This window comes from Lentimicrobiaceae bacterium, assembly GCA_028697555.1.
GTDB lineage: Bacteria > Bacteroidota > Bacteroidia > Bacteroidales > UBA4417 > UBA4417.
Map to the genome: position 1 here is coordinate 1 of JAQVEX010000047.1, position 19,450 is coordinate 19,450.

The 19,450-nt window shown below is 34.9% G+C and carries 16 protein-coding genes and 1 tRNA gene; 5 read left to right on the forward strand and 12 right to left on the reverse strand.

From position 1 onward, the window contains the following. The 3 genes from PHP31_07945 to PHP31_07955 all read left to right on the forward strand — a co-directional run. On the forward strand, window positions 1-1,484 hold a 1,484-nt coding region (locus PHP31_07945), incomplete at its 5' end, for a PKD domain-containing protein (protein MDD3739207.1). A gap of 26 nt (window positions 1,485-1,510) precedes the next feature. Next, window positions 1,511-2,938: a hypothetical protein gene (locus PHP31_07950; protein ID MDD3739208.1), complete on the forward strand. Its 1,428-nt coding sequence runs from the start codon at window positions 1,511-1,513 to the stop codon at window positions 2,936-2,938. Further along, the gene (locus tag PHP31_07955) at window positions 2,939-3,151 is read left to right on the forward strand and encodes a hypothetical protein (GenBank protein MDD3739209.1); all 213 of its coding nucleotides are present in this window, start codon (window positions 2,939-2,941) and stop codon (window positions 3,149-3,151) included. On the opposite strand, the gene PHP31_07960 is transcribed toward PHP31_07955, so the two are convergent. From PHP31_07960 to PHP31_08005, 10 genes are all read right to left on the reverse strand, one after another. Then, window positions 3,137-4,159 carry an FAD:protein FMN transferase gene (locus PHP31_07960; protein MDD3739210.1) on the reverse strand — a complete coding sequence of 341 codons (1,023 nt, stop codon included), beginning with the start codon at window positions 4,157-4,159 and terminating at the stop codon, window positions 3,137-3,139. The genes PHP31_07955 and PHP31_07960 overlap by 15 nt on opposite strands. Window positions 4,160-4,210: 51 nt before the next feature. Beyond that, on the reverse strand, window positions 4,211-5,476 hold the full coding sequence (gene nqrF / locus PHP31_07965) for an NADH:ubiquinone reductase (Na(+)-transporting) subunit F (protein MDD3739211.1): 1,266 nt from the start codon (window positions 5,474-5,476) through the stop codon (window positions 4,211-4,213). 10 nt (window positions 5,477-5,486) lie between these two features. Further along, entirely contained in the window at window positions 5,487-6,104 is a 618-nt protein-coding gene (gene nqrE, locus PHP31_07970) for an NADH:ubiquinone reductase (Na(+)-transporting) subunit E (GenBank protein ID MDD3739212.1), read from the reverse strand. Window positions 6,105-6,120: 16 nt separating this feature from the next. Beyond that, complete coding sequence (locus tag PHP31_07975; protein MDD3739213.1) at window positions 6,121-6,780, reverse strand: NADH:ubiquinone reductase (Na(+)-transporting) subunit D; 660 nt, start codon at window positions 6,778-6,780, stop codon at window positions 6,121-6,123. A gap of 33 nt (window positions 6,781-6,813) precedes the next feature. Continuing rightward, window positions 6,814-7,530, reverse strand: a complete 717-nt coding sequence (gene nqrC, locus PHP31_07980; protein MDD3739214.1) for an NADH:ubiquinone reductase (Na(+)-transporting) subunit C — start codon at window positions 7,528-7,530, stop codon at window positions 6,814-6,816. 21 nt (window positions 7,531-7,551) lie between these two features. Next, complete coding sequence (locus PHP31_07985) at window positions 7,552-8,706, reverse strand: NADH:ubiquinone reductase (Na(+)-transporting) subunit B (GenBank protein ID MDD3739215.1); 1,155 nt, start codon at window positions 8,704-8,706, stop codon at window positions 7,552-7,554. Window positions 8,707-8,729: 23 nt separating this feature from the next. Continuing rightward, window positions 8,730-10,070 carry a Na(+)-translocating NADH-quinone reductase subunit A gene (locus PHP31_07990; GenBank protein ID MDD3739216.1) on the reverse strand — a complete coding sequence of 447 codons (1,341 nt, stop codon included), beginning with the start codon at window positions 10,068-10,070 and terminating at the stop codon, window positions 8,730-8,732. A gap of 86 nt (window positions 10,071-10,156) precedes the next feature. After that, entirely contained in the window at window positions 10,157-11,533 is a 1,377-nt protein-coding gene (gene murD / locus PHP31_07995) for a UDP-N-acetylmuramoyl-L-alanine--D-glutamate ligase (GenBank protein MDD3739217.1), read from the reverse strand. Window positions 11,534-11,535: 2 nt separating this feature from the next. After that, window positions 11,536-12,918, reverse strand: coding sequence for a hypothetical protein (locus tag PHP31_08000; GenBank protein MDD3739218.1), 1,383 nt, complete (start codon window positions 12,916-12,918; stop codon window positions 11,536-11,538). Window positions 12,919-13,216: 298 nt separating this feature from the next. Continuing rightward, a tRNA-Pro gene (locus PHP31_08005) sits at window positions 13,217-13,291 on the reverse strand. A 279-nt stretch (window positions 13,292-13,570) separates the two neighbouring features. Between PHP31_08005 and PHP31_08010 the strand changes: the two genes are divergently transcribed. Further along, window positions 13,571-14,905, forward strand: coding sequence for a pitrilysin family protein (locus PHP31_08010; GenBank protein ID MDD3739219.1), 1,335 nt, complete (start codon window positions 13,571-13,573; stop codon window positions 14,903-14,905). 32 nt (window positions 14,906-14,937) lie between these two features. Then, window positions 14,938-17,028 (forward strand): pitrilysin family protein, encoded by a 2,091-nt coding sequence (locus PHP31_08015; GenBank protein ID MDD3739220.1) that lies wholly within the window; start codon window positions 14,938-14,940, stop codon window positions 17,026-17,028. A 131-nt stretch (window positions 17,029-17,159) separates the two neighbouring features. Here PHP31_08015 and PHP31_08020 read toward each other — a convergent pair whose 3' ends face one another. Beyond that, on the reverse strand, window positions 17,160-18,386 hold the full coding sequence (locus tag PHP31_08020; GenBank protein MDD3739221.1) for a PDZ domain-containing protein: 1,227 nt from the start codon (window positions 18,384-18,386) through the stop codon (window positions 17,160-17,162). A 333-nt stretch (window positions 18,387-18,719) separates the two neighbouring features. Next, complete coding sequence (locus PHP31_08025; GenBank protein MDD3739222.1) at window positions 18,720-19,427, reverse strand: methyltransferase; 708 nt, start codon at window positions 19,425-19,427, stop codon at window positions 18,720-18,722. Window positions 19,428-19,450: the final 23 nt, after the last annotated feature.

Consider the following 19,450-nt stretch of genomic DNA (forward strand, 5'->3'; position numbering starts at 1 on the left):
CCTATACAGACACAATAAATACAGCTACAAACAAATATCCAAGTCCCGGTATTTATCAGGTAATACTAACCATGCACAACGATTGGGGTTGCAGTGGTAGCGATACAACAAATATTGAAGTCAAAGCCTGTTTGATAGCTAACTATACCTGCGATTCTGTGGTATGTCAAGGTCAAAAAGTGTATTTTGCTGATAGCAGCAACAGTCTTGCACAGATAACTAGAAGATACTGGAACTTTGGAGACGGGTCTGATACCACTTACCAAAATTATGTACCTGTTATAGAACACACCTACGAAAATCAAGGTGTTTACACGAGCAAATTTGTCATAGAAGCAAATGTAGATGGTATTGTTTATTCCGACAGTACAGAAAGACAGATTATTGTCAAAACAGCACCTATAGCAGACTTTATCACACAAAATCAATGTTTGGGCAGGAGTGTTGAGTTTGTTGACAGCAGTAGCAATTACAGCAACAAAAGACTGATATACCGTTGGGATTTTGGAGACAATAACACAAGCCAGGATACATCGAGTTTAAGAAATCCGAGATATTATTACAACTTGCCGGGAACTTACAATGTTACGCTAAGAGTAAATAATATCTTCGGCTGTACTGATAGTATTGTTAAGAGCATTGACATACAACAACCGCCCACTGCTAACTTTGAGAGCTCGCTATCATGTAGCGGTAAAAACACATACTTCTTTGATGCGTCAAGTTCTAACACCTCTGAGCTTGTAAGTTGGGGTTGGACTATGACGGGAAGCAACGGAGAAATTGCCTACATGGAAGGCAGAACACCGCAATACAACTTTGGAGCTCCGGGCAACTACAAGGTTAATTTGACAGTAGCCGACACCAACGGTTGTACAGATAGCATAAGCAAATATGTAACTGTTTACGGTTCGCCTATAAGTGCGTTCAGATGGAACAAAGACGTAGACAAAATACAAGGTAAATTACAAATGATTAACGGAACCATAGGTGCACAAAACTACTATTGGGACTTTGGAAACGGTACATTCTCACAAGAAAAAGAACCTACAATCACTTACAATTACAGCGGCGATTACACCATTACGCTTGCATCTGTCAACGAATACGGCTGTGTGGACACTGCACGTGCCAAATATACTCTGCTTTTCAAAGGCTTATACATACCAAATGCTTTCGTGCCCGGTGGTACAAACAGCGATCTAAGGATATGGAAGCCTGTAGGCATGAACCTTGCTACTTACAGAGCCGAAGTTTATGACCAGCACGGCAACCTGATATGGAGCAGTAATAAACTTACAAGCCAGGGTGAGCCTGCCGAAGGCTGGAACGGTAAATATAAAGACAAACCTTGTCCGCAAGATGTCTACGTATACAGAGTTTACGCTACTTTCAGAGACGGAACGATTTGGAGAAACAACGACGTTGGCGAAAGGAAAGGATTGGACAACTCTAACAGTGGTACTATTACGCTGATTAGGTAGACATCTTTTAATAAGATGAATTGTTTATGGATGCAAAGGAGTATAACATACAAAAATTAATAGACATTGAAAATTTGTCCGTTAGAGCTTCTAACACCTGTAAAAGATTGGCACTAAATAATTTATCAGAAATTATAGCCTATTACAAAGTTTATGGAAATTTTTTAGATGGAAGAAATTGCGGGGTAAAAACAAATAGTGAGTTAGTAAACATAGTAGAAAAATATTTATCAAAGGAAATTTATATTTCGGAGGAAGAAGAAGGCACTATTTTTAACAGGTTACAAAATTTATGTCAGAAAAAATACAATACAACATCTTTTACAACTGAAAAGTATAGAGATTCGTTTATTAAAAACAAATTTAACTTGGTTGTATTTGTTTCGGAACTAATGGATAACTTCTTAAATCACAAGGAGTTGCTTGTTGTGAGAAAGTGTTTTTTCAAAAACACAGCGGAATACGACATGAACTTAGCTCAAATAGCTGAAGACAACGATGTAAGTAGCGAAAGGCTGAGACAAATATCAATTTTAATACACCATAAAATTGAGAGAGTAATAAGCGACATAAAGAAAGTTGATGCAAATTTAGCCAACAGAGTCGATGTTAAATTCAACCAAAATGATAATATCATAGTATTTAACAAAGAACTATCGCAACAGATTTACGAAAATAAATACGAAGCTTCATATATTGCGCTGGTATATAGATATTTATACGAAGAATACGAGCTTTATCCTAATCATAGGGATAGAGGTGCAAATTTTTATTTGATTAAAACAAGTTTAGTACAAGTGTTTAATTTCGGAATGTTTATTAAAAAGCTTGAAGGGAACTTGAAAAAATTACATAAAACAGATTATATTTGCAACGATACCAAATTATTGAACAAATTTTTGATAAACAAGCACCCTTTGACACAAGAAATTGTTGATGCGTGTTACACCATTCTATCAAAAACAGTAGGTGTATCTACCGACAAAGAAGGTCGTTTTGTTATTAAAAGGAATTCTCACGTAAAAATATCGGAGTATATATTGAAAATTTTTGAAGGCCATAAGGAGCCTATTGATATTTCAACATTGATAAGTGAGTTGAAAAATCGTTACGGTGTTGATTACAGCGGCAAGAAGCAAAACTTACGTTCGTATTTGCTGAATGTAGAAGAAGTATTGCCAATAGGAAAAACCGGAACGTATAAATTAAAATCGTGGGAAAATGTTAAGAGCGGTACAATTAGAGACTTAGTGAAAGATTATTTATTAAAATTTGACGAGCCTAAACACATTAAAGATATACATGCCTACATATCGAAATATCGAAACACTAGTTTATATAGTTTGAAAAACAATATAGGACTTGACCAATCAGGTACATTTGACATATTTCAGTACGGATATATTGGTTTGAAATCAAAGAAATACAAAAATATAACAATAAAAAAGGTTTAAATGTTTAAAATAGTAATAATAGCAATATTGTTTGTGGCAGTTGCCGTTGCAGGCATAGCAATAAAAATGTTTTTCCTAAAAGACGGTGAATTTAAAAAATCGTGCAGTAGCGTTGATCCTGAAACCGGCGAGCGCATAGGTTGCACTTGCGGTAAGGCTGAAGGCAAAGAAGGAGAATGTAAAAACAAACACAAAAGTTTAATCAGCGATTAGTTTGCTAAAAGCCTCTGTCTCTTTAGTTTGGATATTCCCACTGCTATCAGAATAGATAAAATAAACAGGAAGTTCCGGATATTGTTTCAAAAAATCCAAAGAGTTATCAAGACCTTTAACCATAAACATTGTACACAAAGCATCGGCTGTCATGCAATTGTCGTGTATTACCGAAACACTTAACAAAGAATGCTCAACCGGAAATCCTGTGTGTGGGTTTATAGTATGCGAATATCTGATGCCATTTTCTTCATAATACTTTCTGTAACTCCCCGAGGTAGAAATACATTTATCTTTTAATGGAAACTGAATTTGAATATCTCTGTCATCTTCTTTGTCTTTCGCAGGTTTTTCAATAGCAAGCACCCATTCCGTTCCTTCCGGCTTAGTACCTTTAGCCCATATTTCGCCTCCAATATCTACCAAAAAATCATTTATACCTTTGCTGATAAGATATTCGCCCAACAAATCGACTGAAAAACCCTGAGCTATAGCATTAAAATTTATTTGGATATTTTCATCCGACTTAATAATCTTATTATCAACAAGCTGAACTTTTTTATATCCTATAATTTTCAGAACACTATCTATCTGACTTTTAGAAACATTATCTTTCTTTTCAATATTGCCAAATCCCCAAATGTTTACCAAAGGTGCAACAGTAATATCAAAGTCGCCTCCCGACAATTCGGATATTTCCATTGATTTATTCCACACGGCAATAAACAGACTATCGGTAACCGTATCTGTCTCGTTACGATTAATTTTTGAAACCAAAGAATTCGGATTGAAAGTGGAAAAAACACCGTCGAAAGCTATAAGTAAAGAATCTATTTCGTTCTGCAAATTTGTTGTATCGTCGCTATAATATGTAACTGCATAATAGGTACCTTGAGTTTTACCCATCAATTTATGCAAATTATTATCGCTTTTTTGGTTGCATGAGGACAACACGATGACAATTGACAACAACGACAATGCTGTCATAAAAAAAATTCTGTTTTTCATAAGTTTATATTTTTGGCTGTTAGCTCTTTGCCTTTGGCTAATACATAATTATCAACCGAAATCGTCGAATGCTATATTTTCATTAGGAACGCCTAAATTGTCTAACATGTTGAAAACTGCACTATTCATCATAGGTGGTCCGCAAAGGTAATATTCAACTTCCTCGGGTTCGGGGTGATTTATTAAGTAATTATCAAGAGCAACCTGATGTATAAAGCCTGTTGGACCTGTCCAATTGTCTTCTTTAAGAGGTTCGCTAAGTGCAAGATGGAAACTAAAATTAGGATTTTCGGCAGCAATTTTTTCAAATTCGTCTTGATAAAATACTTCGCGCATAGACCTTGCACCGTACCAGTAACTTACTTTACGTTTTGTTTTTTCGGTTAAAAACAGATGGAATATCATAGAACGAAGAGGAGCCATTCCTGCACCACCACCTATAAATACCATTTCTTTATCTGTTTCCTTTATGCAGAATTCGCCGTAAGGACCACTAATAGTAACTTTGTCGCCTGGTTTTCTTGAAAAGATATAAGAAGAACAAATACCGGGATTAACCTTTTTGAAGCTGTTTTTAGCCCTATCCCACGGAGGAGTAGCAATACGTATATTCAATTTTATAATATTTCCTTCTGCCGGATGATTAGCCATTGAGTAAGCTCTGAAAACAGGCTCAGGATTCCGCATTTTCAAATCCCACATATTAAATTTATCCCAATCTTCACGGAATTTCTCTTCTACCTCAATATCTTTATAGTCGATGTTAATTTTAGGTACATCTATTTGGATATAGCCACCACTCTTGAAATCAAGAATTTCTCCTTCGGGAAGTTTAACCACAAATTCTTTAATAAACGTAGCAACATTTTTGTTTGAAACAACTTCGCATTCCCATTTTTTAATTCCAAAAATTTCGGGAGGAATAATAATATCAAGGTCTTCTTTTACTCTAACCTGACAACCCAAACGCCAATTGTTAAGTTGTTCTTTTCTGGTAAAAAAACCTGTTTCGGTAGGTAAAATACTTCCTCCGCCGCTAACAACCTGGCATTTACACATACCGCAAGTTCCACCACCTCCACATGCGGAAGGCAAAAATATTTTTTGATTCGATAGCGTTGTCAGCAGATTACTGCCTGCATTAACAGTGATGGATTTTTCATCGTTAATATTTATTGTAACAGGACCGCTTGAAGTTAGCTTAGACTTGGCGAATAGCAAAAGAAGTACTAACAACAGTATAATTAGCAAGAACACTAATGTCCCGAAAACAAGTGATGTTGATAACATTGATAATATTGTGATAAGCAAATTCATATTAATACTTTTAAATTTTAATTCCCATAAAGCTCATAAACGCGATAGCCATGAGTCCTGTAACAATAAAAGTTATTCCCAAACCCCTTAATGGTTTTGGAATATTTGAGTAAGCAAGTTTTTCTCTGATAGCAGCAAGAGCGATAATAGCTAGCAACCAACCAATTCCGGATCCTAGAGCGAAAACCGAGACTTCGGCAATACTACTGTAACCTCTTTCCTGCATAAATAATGAAACACCCATTATAGCACAGTTAACTGCAATTAGCGGTAAAAATATCCCTAGTGAGTTATAAAGAGAAGGAGAAAATTTTTCTATAACCATTTCTACTAACTGAACTATTGCAGCAATAACAGCAATAAATATCAAAAAGCTGAGGTAAGAAAGGTCTAATGAAGCTAAATCGCTGCTTAGCCAAGCTAACGCACCGGGTTTTAAGAAATAAGTATCTATAAGGTAGTTAATCGGTGCAGTAATAATTAATACAAATGCAACAGCGATACCCAATCCCATAGACGTTTTAACGGTTTTTGAAACAGCCAAATACGAACACATGCCCAGGAAAAAGGCAAATATCATATTGTCGATAAAAATACTTCGTACAAATAAATTAAATAAGTTTTCCATAGCAAATCATGTATTTTTATTGTTCTTGTAATTCTTTTGTTTTGCTTCGCTGGATCCAAATAATGATTCCAATGGTAATAAGAGCCATAGGTGGCAATATCATTAAACCGTTATTCATATATCCAGCATTGTAAAAACTGTCGGGTATTATCTGAAAACCATATATTTTACCTGAACCAAGCAATTCTCTGAAAAAGGCAACTACAATTAGGATAAGTCCGTAAGCTATTCCGTTGCCTACTCCATCGACAAATGAGGGCCAAGGTTTATTAGCCATAGCAAAAGCTTCTAATCTACCCATTATTATACAGTTGGTAATTATTAAGCCCACAAAAACCGACAGTTTTTTACTAACATCGTAAACGTAGGCTTTCAGCACTTGGTCAACAATAATTACTAGTGATGCAATTATAACAAGTTGCACAATAATTCTGATTCGAGAAGGAATAGAATTTCTGAGCAATGATATTATTAGATTGGAAAATGCGGTTACAAAAGTAACGGATAAAGCCATTACGACTGCCGATTTTAATTGTACCGTTATTGCCAATGCCGAACAAATTCCCAAAACCTGTACGGTTACAGGGTTTTCAATATTCAGCGGCGTTTTAATCAGTCTTAATATTTTGGCTGAAAAAAGTGGCTCTTTTTCTTTAATGTTTTGTTCTTTATTCATATTGTAGTTAATGTATTTTAACTTTGTATTTTATTATTGTCTTTTAGATTCAAAAAATGGTTTATAAGTTTCTAAATTATCACAAATCATATCTTGCAATCCTTCGCTAGTAATGGTACCGCCTGATATGGCATCGACGGAATGACGGTCGTCGGAAGCAACCACACCTTTAACGATTTTTATCGATACCAAGCAATTGTCGTTATCGAAAATAGTTTTGTTTATAAATTTTTCTTGATACCACGATTCTCCAATTTCAGCACCCAAACCCGGTGTTTCGCCCTTATGAGCAAACACGCAACCTGCAATTGTATTGAAATCGGATTTAAAAGCCATATATCCCCATATCGGTCCCCACAATCCTTTACCGTGCAACTGAATTATACTCAAAGTATCGTTATCTGCAGTCACTGATTGATATATTGGATATCTTTGTTCTTCAACCGGTTTCCTTAACTCTATTCCGAGTTCGGTATTAAAAGCTTCATCTAAGTCGCTTGATACAATTTCGCCTTTATTGTTTATTAAAACACCCGACACAATAGTCTTTTCAAATAAATCGATAATTTCATTTTGATTTAGGTCGGTTGTATTGATATTAATGGTTTGCAACAAGTTTTGCATTTTCTCAACTCTTATATTAGCATCTTGAGCAGGTTTGAGTTGTACTGCCAGAATAGTCAAAACTACAGCCACAATAATAACCATTACCGAAGCATAAATTATGATGTATCTATTACTTTTTTCCATAGTATTTTATTATGCTTTAAATTATTTTTTTATTCGTTTAAGTCTTTTTCTAATATTTGCTTGTACTACGTAGTGGTCGATAAGAGGAGCAAAAGCGTTCATCAGAAGTATAGCCATCATAGTACCTTCGGGATATGCAGGATTGACAACACGTATCAGAATAGCAAAGATTCCGATTAAAAAGCCGTAAATCCATTTCCCTTTATTAGTTTGAGCAGCTGTAACTGGGTCGGTAGCCATAAATACTATTCCGAATAGGAAACTACCCATTAATATTTGAGTTAATGGGTCTAGTGTCATGTACGCATTTGCAGCAAACGCATTAAATATAAGAGACATGGCAACTCCACCCAAAAGTGCCGACAACATAATTCGCCAGCATCCTATTCCGGTAATAAGTAAAAATATAGCTCCCAAAATTATGGCTATTTTAGAAGTTTCGCCAATAGAACCGGGTAACGCTCCTATAAACAATTCGTTAATTGTTGGTAAAAGTTCTATTTTGCCCGAAGCAGCGAAAGATAAAGGTGTAGCACCTGTAAAACCGTCGGCTACTGTAGTTGCTTTTCCGAGTCCGCCAACCCACACAATATCTCCGGAAATTTTTGAAGGATAAGCAAAAAACACAAATGCTCTTGCCAACAGCGCCGGATTAAAAATATTCATTCCCGTTCCGCCAAATGCTTCTTTGCCTATTATTACCGCAAATATAGTAGCAATACCAACCATCCATAAAGGAACATCGGCAGGCATTATTAATGGTATAAGCATTCCAGATACCAAAAATCCTTCGTTGACTTCGTGTTTTCTTATCTGAGCAAAAATAAATTCAACTCCCAATCCGCAGACATACGAGACAATTATTAATGGTAATATCTTGCCCAAACCATACCATACATTGCTCCAAAAGCCCGTATCTAATCCAAAGGCTAGATTGTGCTGATAGCCTGTATTCCATATTCCGAAAAGCAACGCCGGAATTAGAGCAATGATAACAAAACTCATTGTACGTTTAAGGTCAACACCGTCTCTGATATGACTACCTTTGAACGTTGTTTTGTTTGGAACAAACAAAAACGTCTCGAAAGCGTCGAAGGTGTACTCAAACTTTTCGAATTTCCCTCCAGGAGAAAATTTCGGTTTAATTTTATCTATGTATTTTCGTAATGATTTCATTAACAAACTATTATTATGTAAAATTATTGCATTTCTTTTCTTATTAAATCCAATCCTTCACGTATAATGTGTTGGATTTCTGTCTTCGACGGATCTATAAATTCGGGCAAAGCAAAGTCTTCTTCATCAACTTCGTATATGCCTAGATTTTCCATATCATCAATATTTTCGGCTATACAAGCTTTTATAAGTTGCATAGGATAAATATCTAACGGAAAAACTTTTTCAAATTCGCCGGTAACAACCAAGGCTCTGTGTCCGCCGTGTAGATTAGCATTGGCTACGTGTTTTTTGTAAGGCAACAATCTCGACAAAAACGTACGCGAAAAACTTGGCTTATCTAAACCTGGCTTAATCCAACCGAAAAACTCGTACTCGTTACCTTCGGGTATAACGGTAAACTGATTTTCGTAAAATCCCAAAAAGCCTTTTTCGCTGATTTTTGTTCCGCTAAGAACATTGCCGCTTATATATCTGTTGGTTTCTTCGGTATTTATAATATCGGTAAAAGTATCTATGCAAACGCCTTTTCGGGTTGTGAAATATTGCGGACTTTTTACTTGCGAACCGCAAACCGGAATTGTTATGGTAGTGTCAACATGCCCGTGGCGACACAATCTGCCAATAATTATTATGTCCTGTGGATGAGCGTACCAAATTATCTCTCCTTTATTTATAGGAGCAGTTTTGTTTATATGTACGCTAATGTTTCCGGCAGGATGAGGTCCCTTATAATAAGTAATATCTACATTTTTAAGAGAATCTAACTCGGTGCAATCGTGTGGCAATCCAAGTTTAACATTTTTATTGCCTAAGATTTTAAGAGCATTTATTCCTTCCTGAAAATCTTCTAAGCTGTTTTTAATTACAAAAGGCAGGTCTATAGCCAAAGGTGCGGTATCCATTGCCGAAACATAAATATCGCGTGGCATATCGTCGGGATTGGCTATAACCGAAAACGGACGTTGCCTGATACTTGCCCACAAACCTGATTTTAGTAGCAGTTCAATAAGTTTCGCCCTATCAATATCAGGGGTATACTTTATGTCAAAGCTTTCGGATTGGTATCCTGTGCCTGTTTTTATAACTATTTCTTCCAACAATCTTTTAGCACCACGATTTATAGCTTCTACAGTACCGCTTACCGGAGAAGTAATAACCACACGCTCGTCGTGTTTGTTAAAAATTATTGGGGTGCCGGCTTTAACTTCGTCTCCGACTTGCACTAATAGTTTCGGTGTAAGTCCGACAAAATCGGTTGGCTTAACGGCGTGCTTTGCCGACTGTATCATTGTTACATTTTTTGCAGCTTCGCCTACCAAACGAATATCATACCCTTTTTTAATGTTTATAGTTTTTGACATCCTTCGATATTATATTAATTAAAGAGGCAAATGTATATAATTTTTCAAATGTTTATCAACTAATTCAAATAATTTTTTGTTAACTATTATAATTCTTTTATCAACTTTTTGAAAAAACGACCCCTTTCTTCAAAGTTTTTAAAGTAATCGTAGCTCGATGCTGCCGGCGACAAAATACTCGCTTTGCCTTCGGATGTATGCTTTTGAGCAATTATTACCAAATCATCGTAATTATCGCATAATATGCAGTTGAATTTTTTATTGTCGATTTCTTTAATCATTCTGCGACCTGCATCACCAATAAATATGATGGTTTTAATTTCAGATGTGTACAGAAAATTATATAAAACATCGTAATTCAAATTTCGCTTGTCGCTACCACCAAGTATAAGCGTTTCGGCGTTTTTAACACTTTTAACTGCCTGAATTGTAGCTTGCGGTACTGTAGCAATTGAATCGTTGTACCAGTAAATGTTTTTGTATTTACCGACAAATTCTATACGATGCTCCAAAGGTTGGAATTGTGAAACGGCTTTTTCTATATCCGCCTTGCCAACTCCACTCAGGAAAGCACAGGCTGCTGCATATGCTATGTTTATTCTATTATGCTCGCCTATTAGCTTTGATGGAGTTTTAAAATCGAAAAGTCCGTGGACAGTATTATCGGTTGTTAGTAATATTTTTTCATCACTTATCACTATACAATTACTGCCAGTTGTCGCTTTAGAATTATACGAAACTGCAAACTTTTTAGATTTCAAAGTTTTAATTTCCTGCTCTATTTGCTTTATGGAATTTATGTCATCAACATAAATAAAACTATCCGATTGATTTTGAAATTTTGCAATATTAAGTTTCGATAAGTAGTATGAATATTGGTCGGGAAAGTAATCTAAATGCTCGGGATACAAGTTTGTTAAAACTGCTATGTTCGGACTTGTATCTACAAATTGCAGTTGATGAGCAGACAATTCCATAACTATTTTTTGAGCATTTATAACTTCGCCAAAATAGCTTAAAGGTGGCTTTCCGATATTTCCGAGCAAGACTGACGAAATTCCAGATTCCTTTAATATCTCGTATATCAAACTTGATGTAGTGCTTTTACCTTTTGTGCCTGTAATTCCAATGGTTTTATTACCCGCAATTTTTAGAAGTATTTCAGTTTGCGAAGTTAGTACTCTGCGTTTTTTATAAGTTTCCAAATTCTTTGACGGAATGCCCGGAGATTTTATAATCATATCAAAATTAGGTAAATACGGCAAAAAATCATCGGCTTGTATAATTTCAACTTTGCTGTCACTGTTTATCACTCCATCATTGATAATGTTTTTATCTAACAGCGTTATCTGCTTTTCCGGCAAATACTTTCTGATGAAATTGTAAGTAGATTTTCCTTCAATACCTACGCCTAAAATTAATATCTTCTTATCGAAAAATTTATCAATAATATTTTTAACCATAATCATCTGTTTCTTAATATATTAAGCAAACCTTCGGGCAAATTATTATTCATATCGAAATCATTCAACAACATTGTAAAATGCTGCAAGTCGTACTTTTCGTACAGATTAGTACTTTTATAGAAATCTAATAAAAAAGGCAAATTACCTTCGTATTTTGATATAGTCGTATGCAAAGCAGCGTTGACTTCACTAATAGTACCAACACATTCAAAAGGTTTAACATCTTCAATTCCGCACAGTTGTTTAAAAATGTACAGCAAAGATTTCTTGTCAAATAAATCTTCGCCAAAAATCACTTTTAGTTTGTCGGAACTTATAAAAGGCGACAAAATTATATACGCAAAAAGGCATTTAGGACAATTACAACACCATATATTTTCCTTGCTTCCGGCATTACAACTTCTGAAAACAGAATGATAGTTCGTAAACTTGGCGAACTGTTGAGCTATTTGCAATTCGTTTAAGGGTCGCAAAAAACTAAAGTACGACACATCGGGACTTATGTACTTGCTTGCGTACTGTCTGAAATTTTCTTCAAACTCAAACGATTTGGAATACTGATGATTTATATTCGTGCCAACAACAGTCGGCTCATTGGCACTGGATTCGTTAGATAAGGCAATGTACTTATGTCCCGAAAGATACGCAATTAGCAGACTGTAAAATGCCAACAAAGCCGAAAATGGTGTGTGTCCGTTCAAAAAACCTTTTGCGTTAAGCTCCAACAAAGTTGGATGAATAGTTCTTAATACCGACAAAATTGAATCGTTTGTAAAACCTGCAACTTCTGTACAAGCTAAGGTAGTTTTGCTCGGATTAATAATAAAAGGAATAATTTTGTATTGGGTTTTTATCAATTCCAAACTGACAACCGAATCTTTGCCGCCGCCAACAGGAACAATAATAGTGTCATCGGTTTTGTACGAATATGGTTTAAGAGTCGGAGCACTTTCGTCGCATTTTATATTAACAAAGTCGTCAATGTTTTCTTGAATATTATTTGTATAAAAAAACTCGCCCAAGCCGTTGAAGTACAGATGTTTCCACCAATCTATTTGCTCATCAGTCAGTCTGTATGGCATAATAATTTCTGTGGGACAGGCAGCTTTCCAATAGCTTATAAGTTCAATTAAGCCTATATTAAACAAGAGATTGCGTATAATTTCGTTTTCAATAAAATTATCTTCGCTAAAGTTGACAAGCAACGGAGTAATAGGTATTTTGAACTCGGGAGCAAATATTATTTTTTCGTCAATACTAAAATCGTATGATACTCTGACGAAATCTTTTGTTATTTGCGAGTTAAATCCCTTATAAATAAACTGTTTGTAGGATTTCCTTAAATAGTCGTATTTTTCCTGTCCTTGTATCGACTTCAACATAGAGCAAACTAATTTAAAGTCCAAAAGTAAATAAAATTTGCATATATCGCCGGCAATATTTAGTAAATATCCGCTTATTTTGTTTGTTGCATCTTTTTTGTGTGGTGCGGGTTGCGGGTTGCGGGTTGCGTGGTACGTGTTTCGCGATACGTGTTATGAATATCGAATACAGTGACCCGTGGCCCGTGACCCGCAACAGCCAAAAGCCAAAAGCCAAGAGCCAAGGGCTAAGAGCATCTAGTCTATGATTTAAACGCTTATCCAACAAAAAAAGCAGCATTAATTTGCTGCTCTCTTGTCGGGGTAGTAGGATTCGAACCTACGACCCCCTGGTCCCAAACCAGGTGCGCTAGCCGGACTGCGCTATACCCCGATTTTTTATTTGGTATTTCTCATTTCGAGTTTGCAAAAGTAAGCTATTTTTTTCTTATGGCAAATTATTTTCAACATTTATTTTTTATTTGTAGTAAATTCATAATCGTAAATAAAGTTTAAAACATTCTAAAATGCACTATTGAAACATTTTTATAAACTGGTAAATTCTAAGCTTAAATTATAAAAACTATTAAATACAAAATAAAAATGAAGCTGTTTTACTTTTTGTTAAGCGTAAATTTTACCTTTGCAGGAATTATCAAATTTAAATAGTATTATGAACAAACTAACAACATTATTTTTAACAATAGTTATGGCTATTCCTTTAATGAGTAGTGGCAGCACTAATAGAATAAATTTTATAGAGTACGACCTGCCAAACGGTTTACACGTAATTTTACATCAAGATAACAGCACTCCAATAGTGAATGTTTCTATTTTGTACCATGTTGGTTCTAAAAACGAAATAGAAGGCAGAAGCGGCTTTGCCCACTTTTTCGAACACCTAATGTTTGAAGGTTCCGAAAATATTGCTCGTGGCGATTATTTTAAAATAACCATGAATGCCGGCGGCGAGCTAAACGCTTACACTTCGCAAGACAAGACTTATTATTACGAAATATTACCTTCAAATCAGTTGGAACTTGGTTTGTGGTTGGAATCGGAACGCTTGTTACACTTGCGTATAGATACCATTGGACTTGAAACTCAAAGAGCTGTTGTAAAAGAAGAAAGAAGTCAAAGATATGACAATCAGCCTTACGGTTCAATCTTGGAAAAAACTATGGCTAACGCATACACAGTTCACCCGTACCGTTGGACTACCATTGGCAATCCCGTTGATATTAACGAAGCTACACTTGACGAATTTATTGATTTTCACAGCATGTACTACGTGCCAAATAACGCTACTCTCACTATAGCAGGCGATATAGATATTGAAGAGACAAAAAAATTAATCGAAAAGTATTTCGGCGATATTCCGCGAGGCACTAAACCTATATATCGCCCAAATGTTGTTGAACCCCAGCAAACAGCCGAAGTTAGAGAAATTGTTTACGATAATATTCAGTTGCCGGCTGTTGTAATGTCGTATCATATTCCGGAGCAAGGTTCCGAAGATTTTTACGCTTTGTCAATGCTGACAACACTTTTGTCGTCGGGTCAAAGTTCAAGATTTAATAAATCTATAGTCAACGACCAACAACTTGCACTGCAATGTGTTTCCTTCCCTATGCCTACCGAAGACCCGGGATTGTACATGATATTAGGAATCGTTAATATGGGCGTTGAGCCTGATGTTTTGGAAAAAGCTATAGAAGCCGAAATTGAAAAGGTACAAAAGGATATTGTATCCGATAGAGAATTTACCAAATTAAGAAACAAAATTGAAAACGATTTTGTTACCCGCAACTCTACTATGGAAGGAATTGCCGAAAATTTGAGCAATTACCACGTATTCTTTGGCGATGCTAATTTAATTAATACTGAGTTGGATAGATACATGAAAGTTACTCCCGAAGATATGAAGAGAGTTGCTAATAAGTACTTAATACCTGAAAACAGAGTAGTACTTACTTATCTTCCTAAACAAAGCAAAAAAGAAGAATAAATATCAAATCACAACAATAACAAGTAATTATAATGAAAAAGCAAATTTATATATCAATTTTAGGTCTGATAATTATGACATTATCTTATCAAAACATTTTTTCACAAAACACAAGTCTTGACAGAAGTGTGATGCCTACTCCGTCGACTGCAAAGAAAATAGAATTGGCTGAACCTAAAACTTTCACTCTTGATAACGGCTTACAGGTTTTTGTCATCGAAAATCACAAAATTCCCCAAATCACTTATTCGCTAATATTAGACTACAACTCACCTATTGAAGGAGACAAAGCCGGTTTGTCAACTATTTACGGCGACATGCTTCGTACAGGCACTAAAAGCAGAACAAAAGACCAAATAGACGAAGAACTTGATATGATTGGTTCACGACTTAGTACAAGTCAGTCGTCGATTTACGCTTCTTGCTTGACCAAACATAATGATAAACTGTTGGATATAATGACGGATATTATTATCAATCCTAATTTCATTCAACCCGAATTAGACAAACTAAAAGTCCAACATAAATCGTATTTGCAAACACAGAAAGACGAACCTGCTTCTATTTTACGATTGGTTAGCAACAAGGTTGTATACGGCGAAAACTATCCTTACGGTGAAAACACTACCGAAGCAAGTATTGACAATATTAACGTGGAAGATGTAGATGCTTATCATAAAACCTATTGTCGCCCTAATATTTCGTATTTGGCAGTTGTTGGCGATGTTGTTTTTGACGAAATTAGACCAATTATTGAGAAACACTTTGCAGGTTGGACCTCGGCTAAAGTTCCGGAAAACAATTACGATATTCCAAAAGCTCCTGCAACAACACAAGTTGTGATGGTAAACCGTAACAATGCTGTACAATCTAACATAGGTGTTTGCTATCCTGTTGAGCTAAAACCTAATTCTCCCGATGCAATAGCTGCTGACATAACCAATACAATATTAGGTGGTGGTACTTTCAGACTATTTAATAATTTGCGTGAAAAACACGGTTGGACTTACGGTGCGTACTCAAGTCTTAGAGCCAGAAAAACAATAGGTTTATTCAATGCTACAACTCAGGTTAGAAACATGGTTACAGACAGCGCGGTAAATGAAATTGTTTACGAAATGAACAGAATTAAAACCGAACTTGTACCCGATGATGAGCTTAACTTGGTTAAAAATTATTTAATGGGTTCGTTCGGAAGATCGCTTGAAAATCCTAGGACAGTTGCAAATATGGCTGTCAACACAATACGCTACGATTTACCAAAAGATTATTATAGCACTTATCTGCAACGCATTGAAGAAATTGATGCCAACGATGTAATGAAAGCTGCAAACAAATATATAAAACCCGAAAACGCTTACATTGTTGTTGTTGGTAGCGCCGATGAAAACGCTGAAAAATTAAGCAGATTTTCAAAATCTCCTATAAAATATTACAACTCCGAAGGCGAACCTATTGATACTTACAAAGTTACTTTAGAGCCAGTTGCTGAAGGCATTACTGTTCAAACTGTTTTTGATAATTACATAGACAAAATCGGCGGTGCCAAAAAAATTAAAAAAGTCAAGACTTTTGTAAGAAAAGCCGAAGTTACTGTACAAGGCATGACTATGAACGTTGATACATACATTAAAACTCCTGAAATGTTTTTCATGCAGATGTCTTTACAAGGAATGGTAGCTTCAAAAATGATATACAACAATGGTAAGGGCGTTAATATTATCCCTATGCAGGGAGATACAAAAATTCCGGTTGAACAAGATAAAATCGATGGATACAGACTTTCGTCGTTTATTTTCCTTGAAGCTGATTATAAGAAAACCGACTACTCGTTCAACCTGCTTGGTGTAGAAACTTTGAAAGATAATTCTAAAGCTTATAAAATTGAAGTTAGAAACAACGAAAAGGTAATTGAAACTCTGTATTACGACGTAGCAACAGGACTAAAAACCATGGAATCAACTACTGACGGCGATGTTTTCTACTCCGACTATAAAGAAGTTGACGGAATTATGTTTCCGCACACTATTTCGCAAAAAGTTCAAGGTATGGACTTGAACATATCAACAAAAGAAATAATTATTAATCAGAAAATTAATAATTCGCTTTTTGAAATTGAATAATATTTTACAAAACTAAAACAAAAGAAAACGGACTTTAAAAAAGTCCGTTTTTTTATTCTAAAATTTTAAATAAAAATCTTTGTACCGCTTGCACGCTTTTGCAAAGCGAGCGAAATATGCAAATTAACAAACTACAGTGTTACTGTAATTTCTTCGTTATCACGTTTTACTATAATTTCGTTACCTGTGGGTTTTAAAATGGTTTTCACATAATTTTTAGTATCACAATTTGGAAAATCGCTTTCCTTGTAGTTGTTGATTTTCATAATTTTATCACCAGGTTTCAGTCCGGCTTTTTCAGCTTTACTGTCTTTGTATATGTGCGCGATTATAGCACCTTCATCAATTGAGCTATTTACACCAAACCCTAAGATTTTGTCGTAAGTATCGGTATTTTGGACTTTACTAATTTGTTGTATATATAAATTTTTGTCTTTATAATCGATAAGCATATTAAAGTGCTTGAAAACTTCCATACCTAAGCTGTTTACTATCATTTTCTCGAAAGAAACTACATTAACAGAGTCAATTTTGTAATTACCATTTAAATTAATATCACATTTAGCGTTATATACAGTGTCAATAAGAGCTCCTGTAGCCGTTTTAGCCACATATCCATAGTAATTTCTTTCGTTATAAACAGCTTTGTCTTTTTTAAGAGCATTGTACGTTTTATCAGTTATTATAGCTCCACCGTTGTTACCCGTATCGAAATAAAAATCTGTAGGAACACCATTTATATCAACAGGTATAACAATATGGTTAGAGACTTTATTAAATTTTGATTCAAGTTTAACCCAATTGTCTAAATCTGGCAAGCTATCTAAAACAGCAATCGTGCTGTCAGCCATATTTATATTTAAAATTTTATTATTGTCCGAAAATGTGCTAGAACCAATAATTCCCATAGGATCACATTCGAAATTAAAACTTTTATTATTAATACATAAAACAATGCTATTTTTAATTTTCAATAAATTAGATTCAAGTGTTTCTAATATATACATAATATTTTTATTTTTAACACCTTCGGCACCAACATGACTTCCAAATGATTTTAATTTTTCGCAATTAGAAATATGTTCTGTTGTTTCATCATCAGTGAAAAGTATAATTGACGAAGCACCCGAATCAAATATAAAATCTCTATTTATTTTACCGTCAATGGTTGTGTTAATCAGAATTTTGTTGTCAATGAACTCAAATTTTTGTTTTCCTTCACTGTAGCTTATTTTTTCATTCTGAATCGCCTTCCCAAGATTTATTATTCTACAACTCATGCAACTGCCGAATACAATACATGAAAGGACAATAAAAGCTACTATCTTAATCAATGGTTTATACTTTTTGTGTTTCATAAGGTTGTTATTTTTATTTATTAATTCTATTTATTTCGGAAATTAACTTTTCGTATGGTTGTTAAATGATTATACTCCTACGTGTTGCAAAGTTAATGGAATATCGTTATTTTGCAAATTATTTCAGATTGTTTTTTAATTACGTGATTATGTAACAACTGAAAAATTAAGGTGTAGCACAAACCTCTTAACATCAGCCTATAGCCAAAAGCTAACGGCTAATTGCTATTTATTCATTGTTAATCGAAAATTGCATGGCAACACGCAACACGTCCCGAAACTTCGGGACACCGTCAACTTCAAGGTTTTATCGGACTATAATGAGTTTTTATTCTAAAATTTTAAATAAAAATCTTTACAAATCTCCTTATATCTGTCTGTGTAAGAATTATCGTTACTATTATATATTTCGATGATTTCAGTTATAACCTCCGCAACTTCAAAATTAACAAACTCCATCATTATTCTGTGTGGTTGATGTTTTGCCGAACTTTTTACAATTGCCTCTCGACTACAATAAAAATTATTTTCAATGCCAATATCGACAATTTTTTCTCGCAAATCAAAAGGTGCAATTAAAGCTAATGTTGATTTTGGCAGCATAATTTTTTGACAGTAAAAAAATAAATCGGAATACGAAAGTGTAATATTATGCTTTGCAACAGCTTTTTGCGAACTTGGCGGTAATAATGAATTTTGAAAAAAAGGCGGATTACATAATACGTAATCAAAAGTTGATTCATGGCTTTCGGCAAAATCTTGCAACGATAAGTTGAAAACTTTAAAAGAACTAGCCCATTTGCTGTTTCTGAAATTAATTTCTGCCTGCTTTGCTGCTTCCTTGTCTATATCGATAGCGGTAATTTTTGCATCATTATTACGTTGAGCTGCCATAAGTGCAAGTATTCCGCAACCTGTACCAACATCTAATATTCGTTTTGCAGGACTGATATTCGTCCATGCTCCAAGCATAACCGCATCGGTGCCAATTTTCATTACACTTAACTCATCGTCAATACAAAATTGTTTGAAACGAAACATTTATGAATACTTAAAACCGTTTA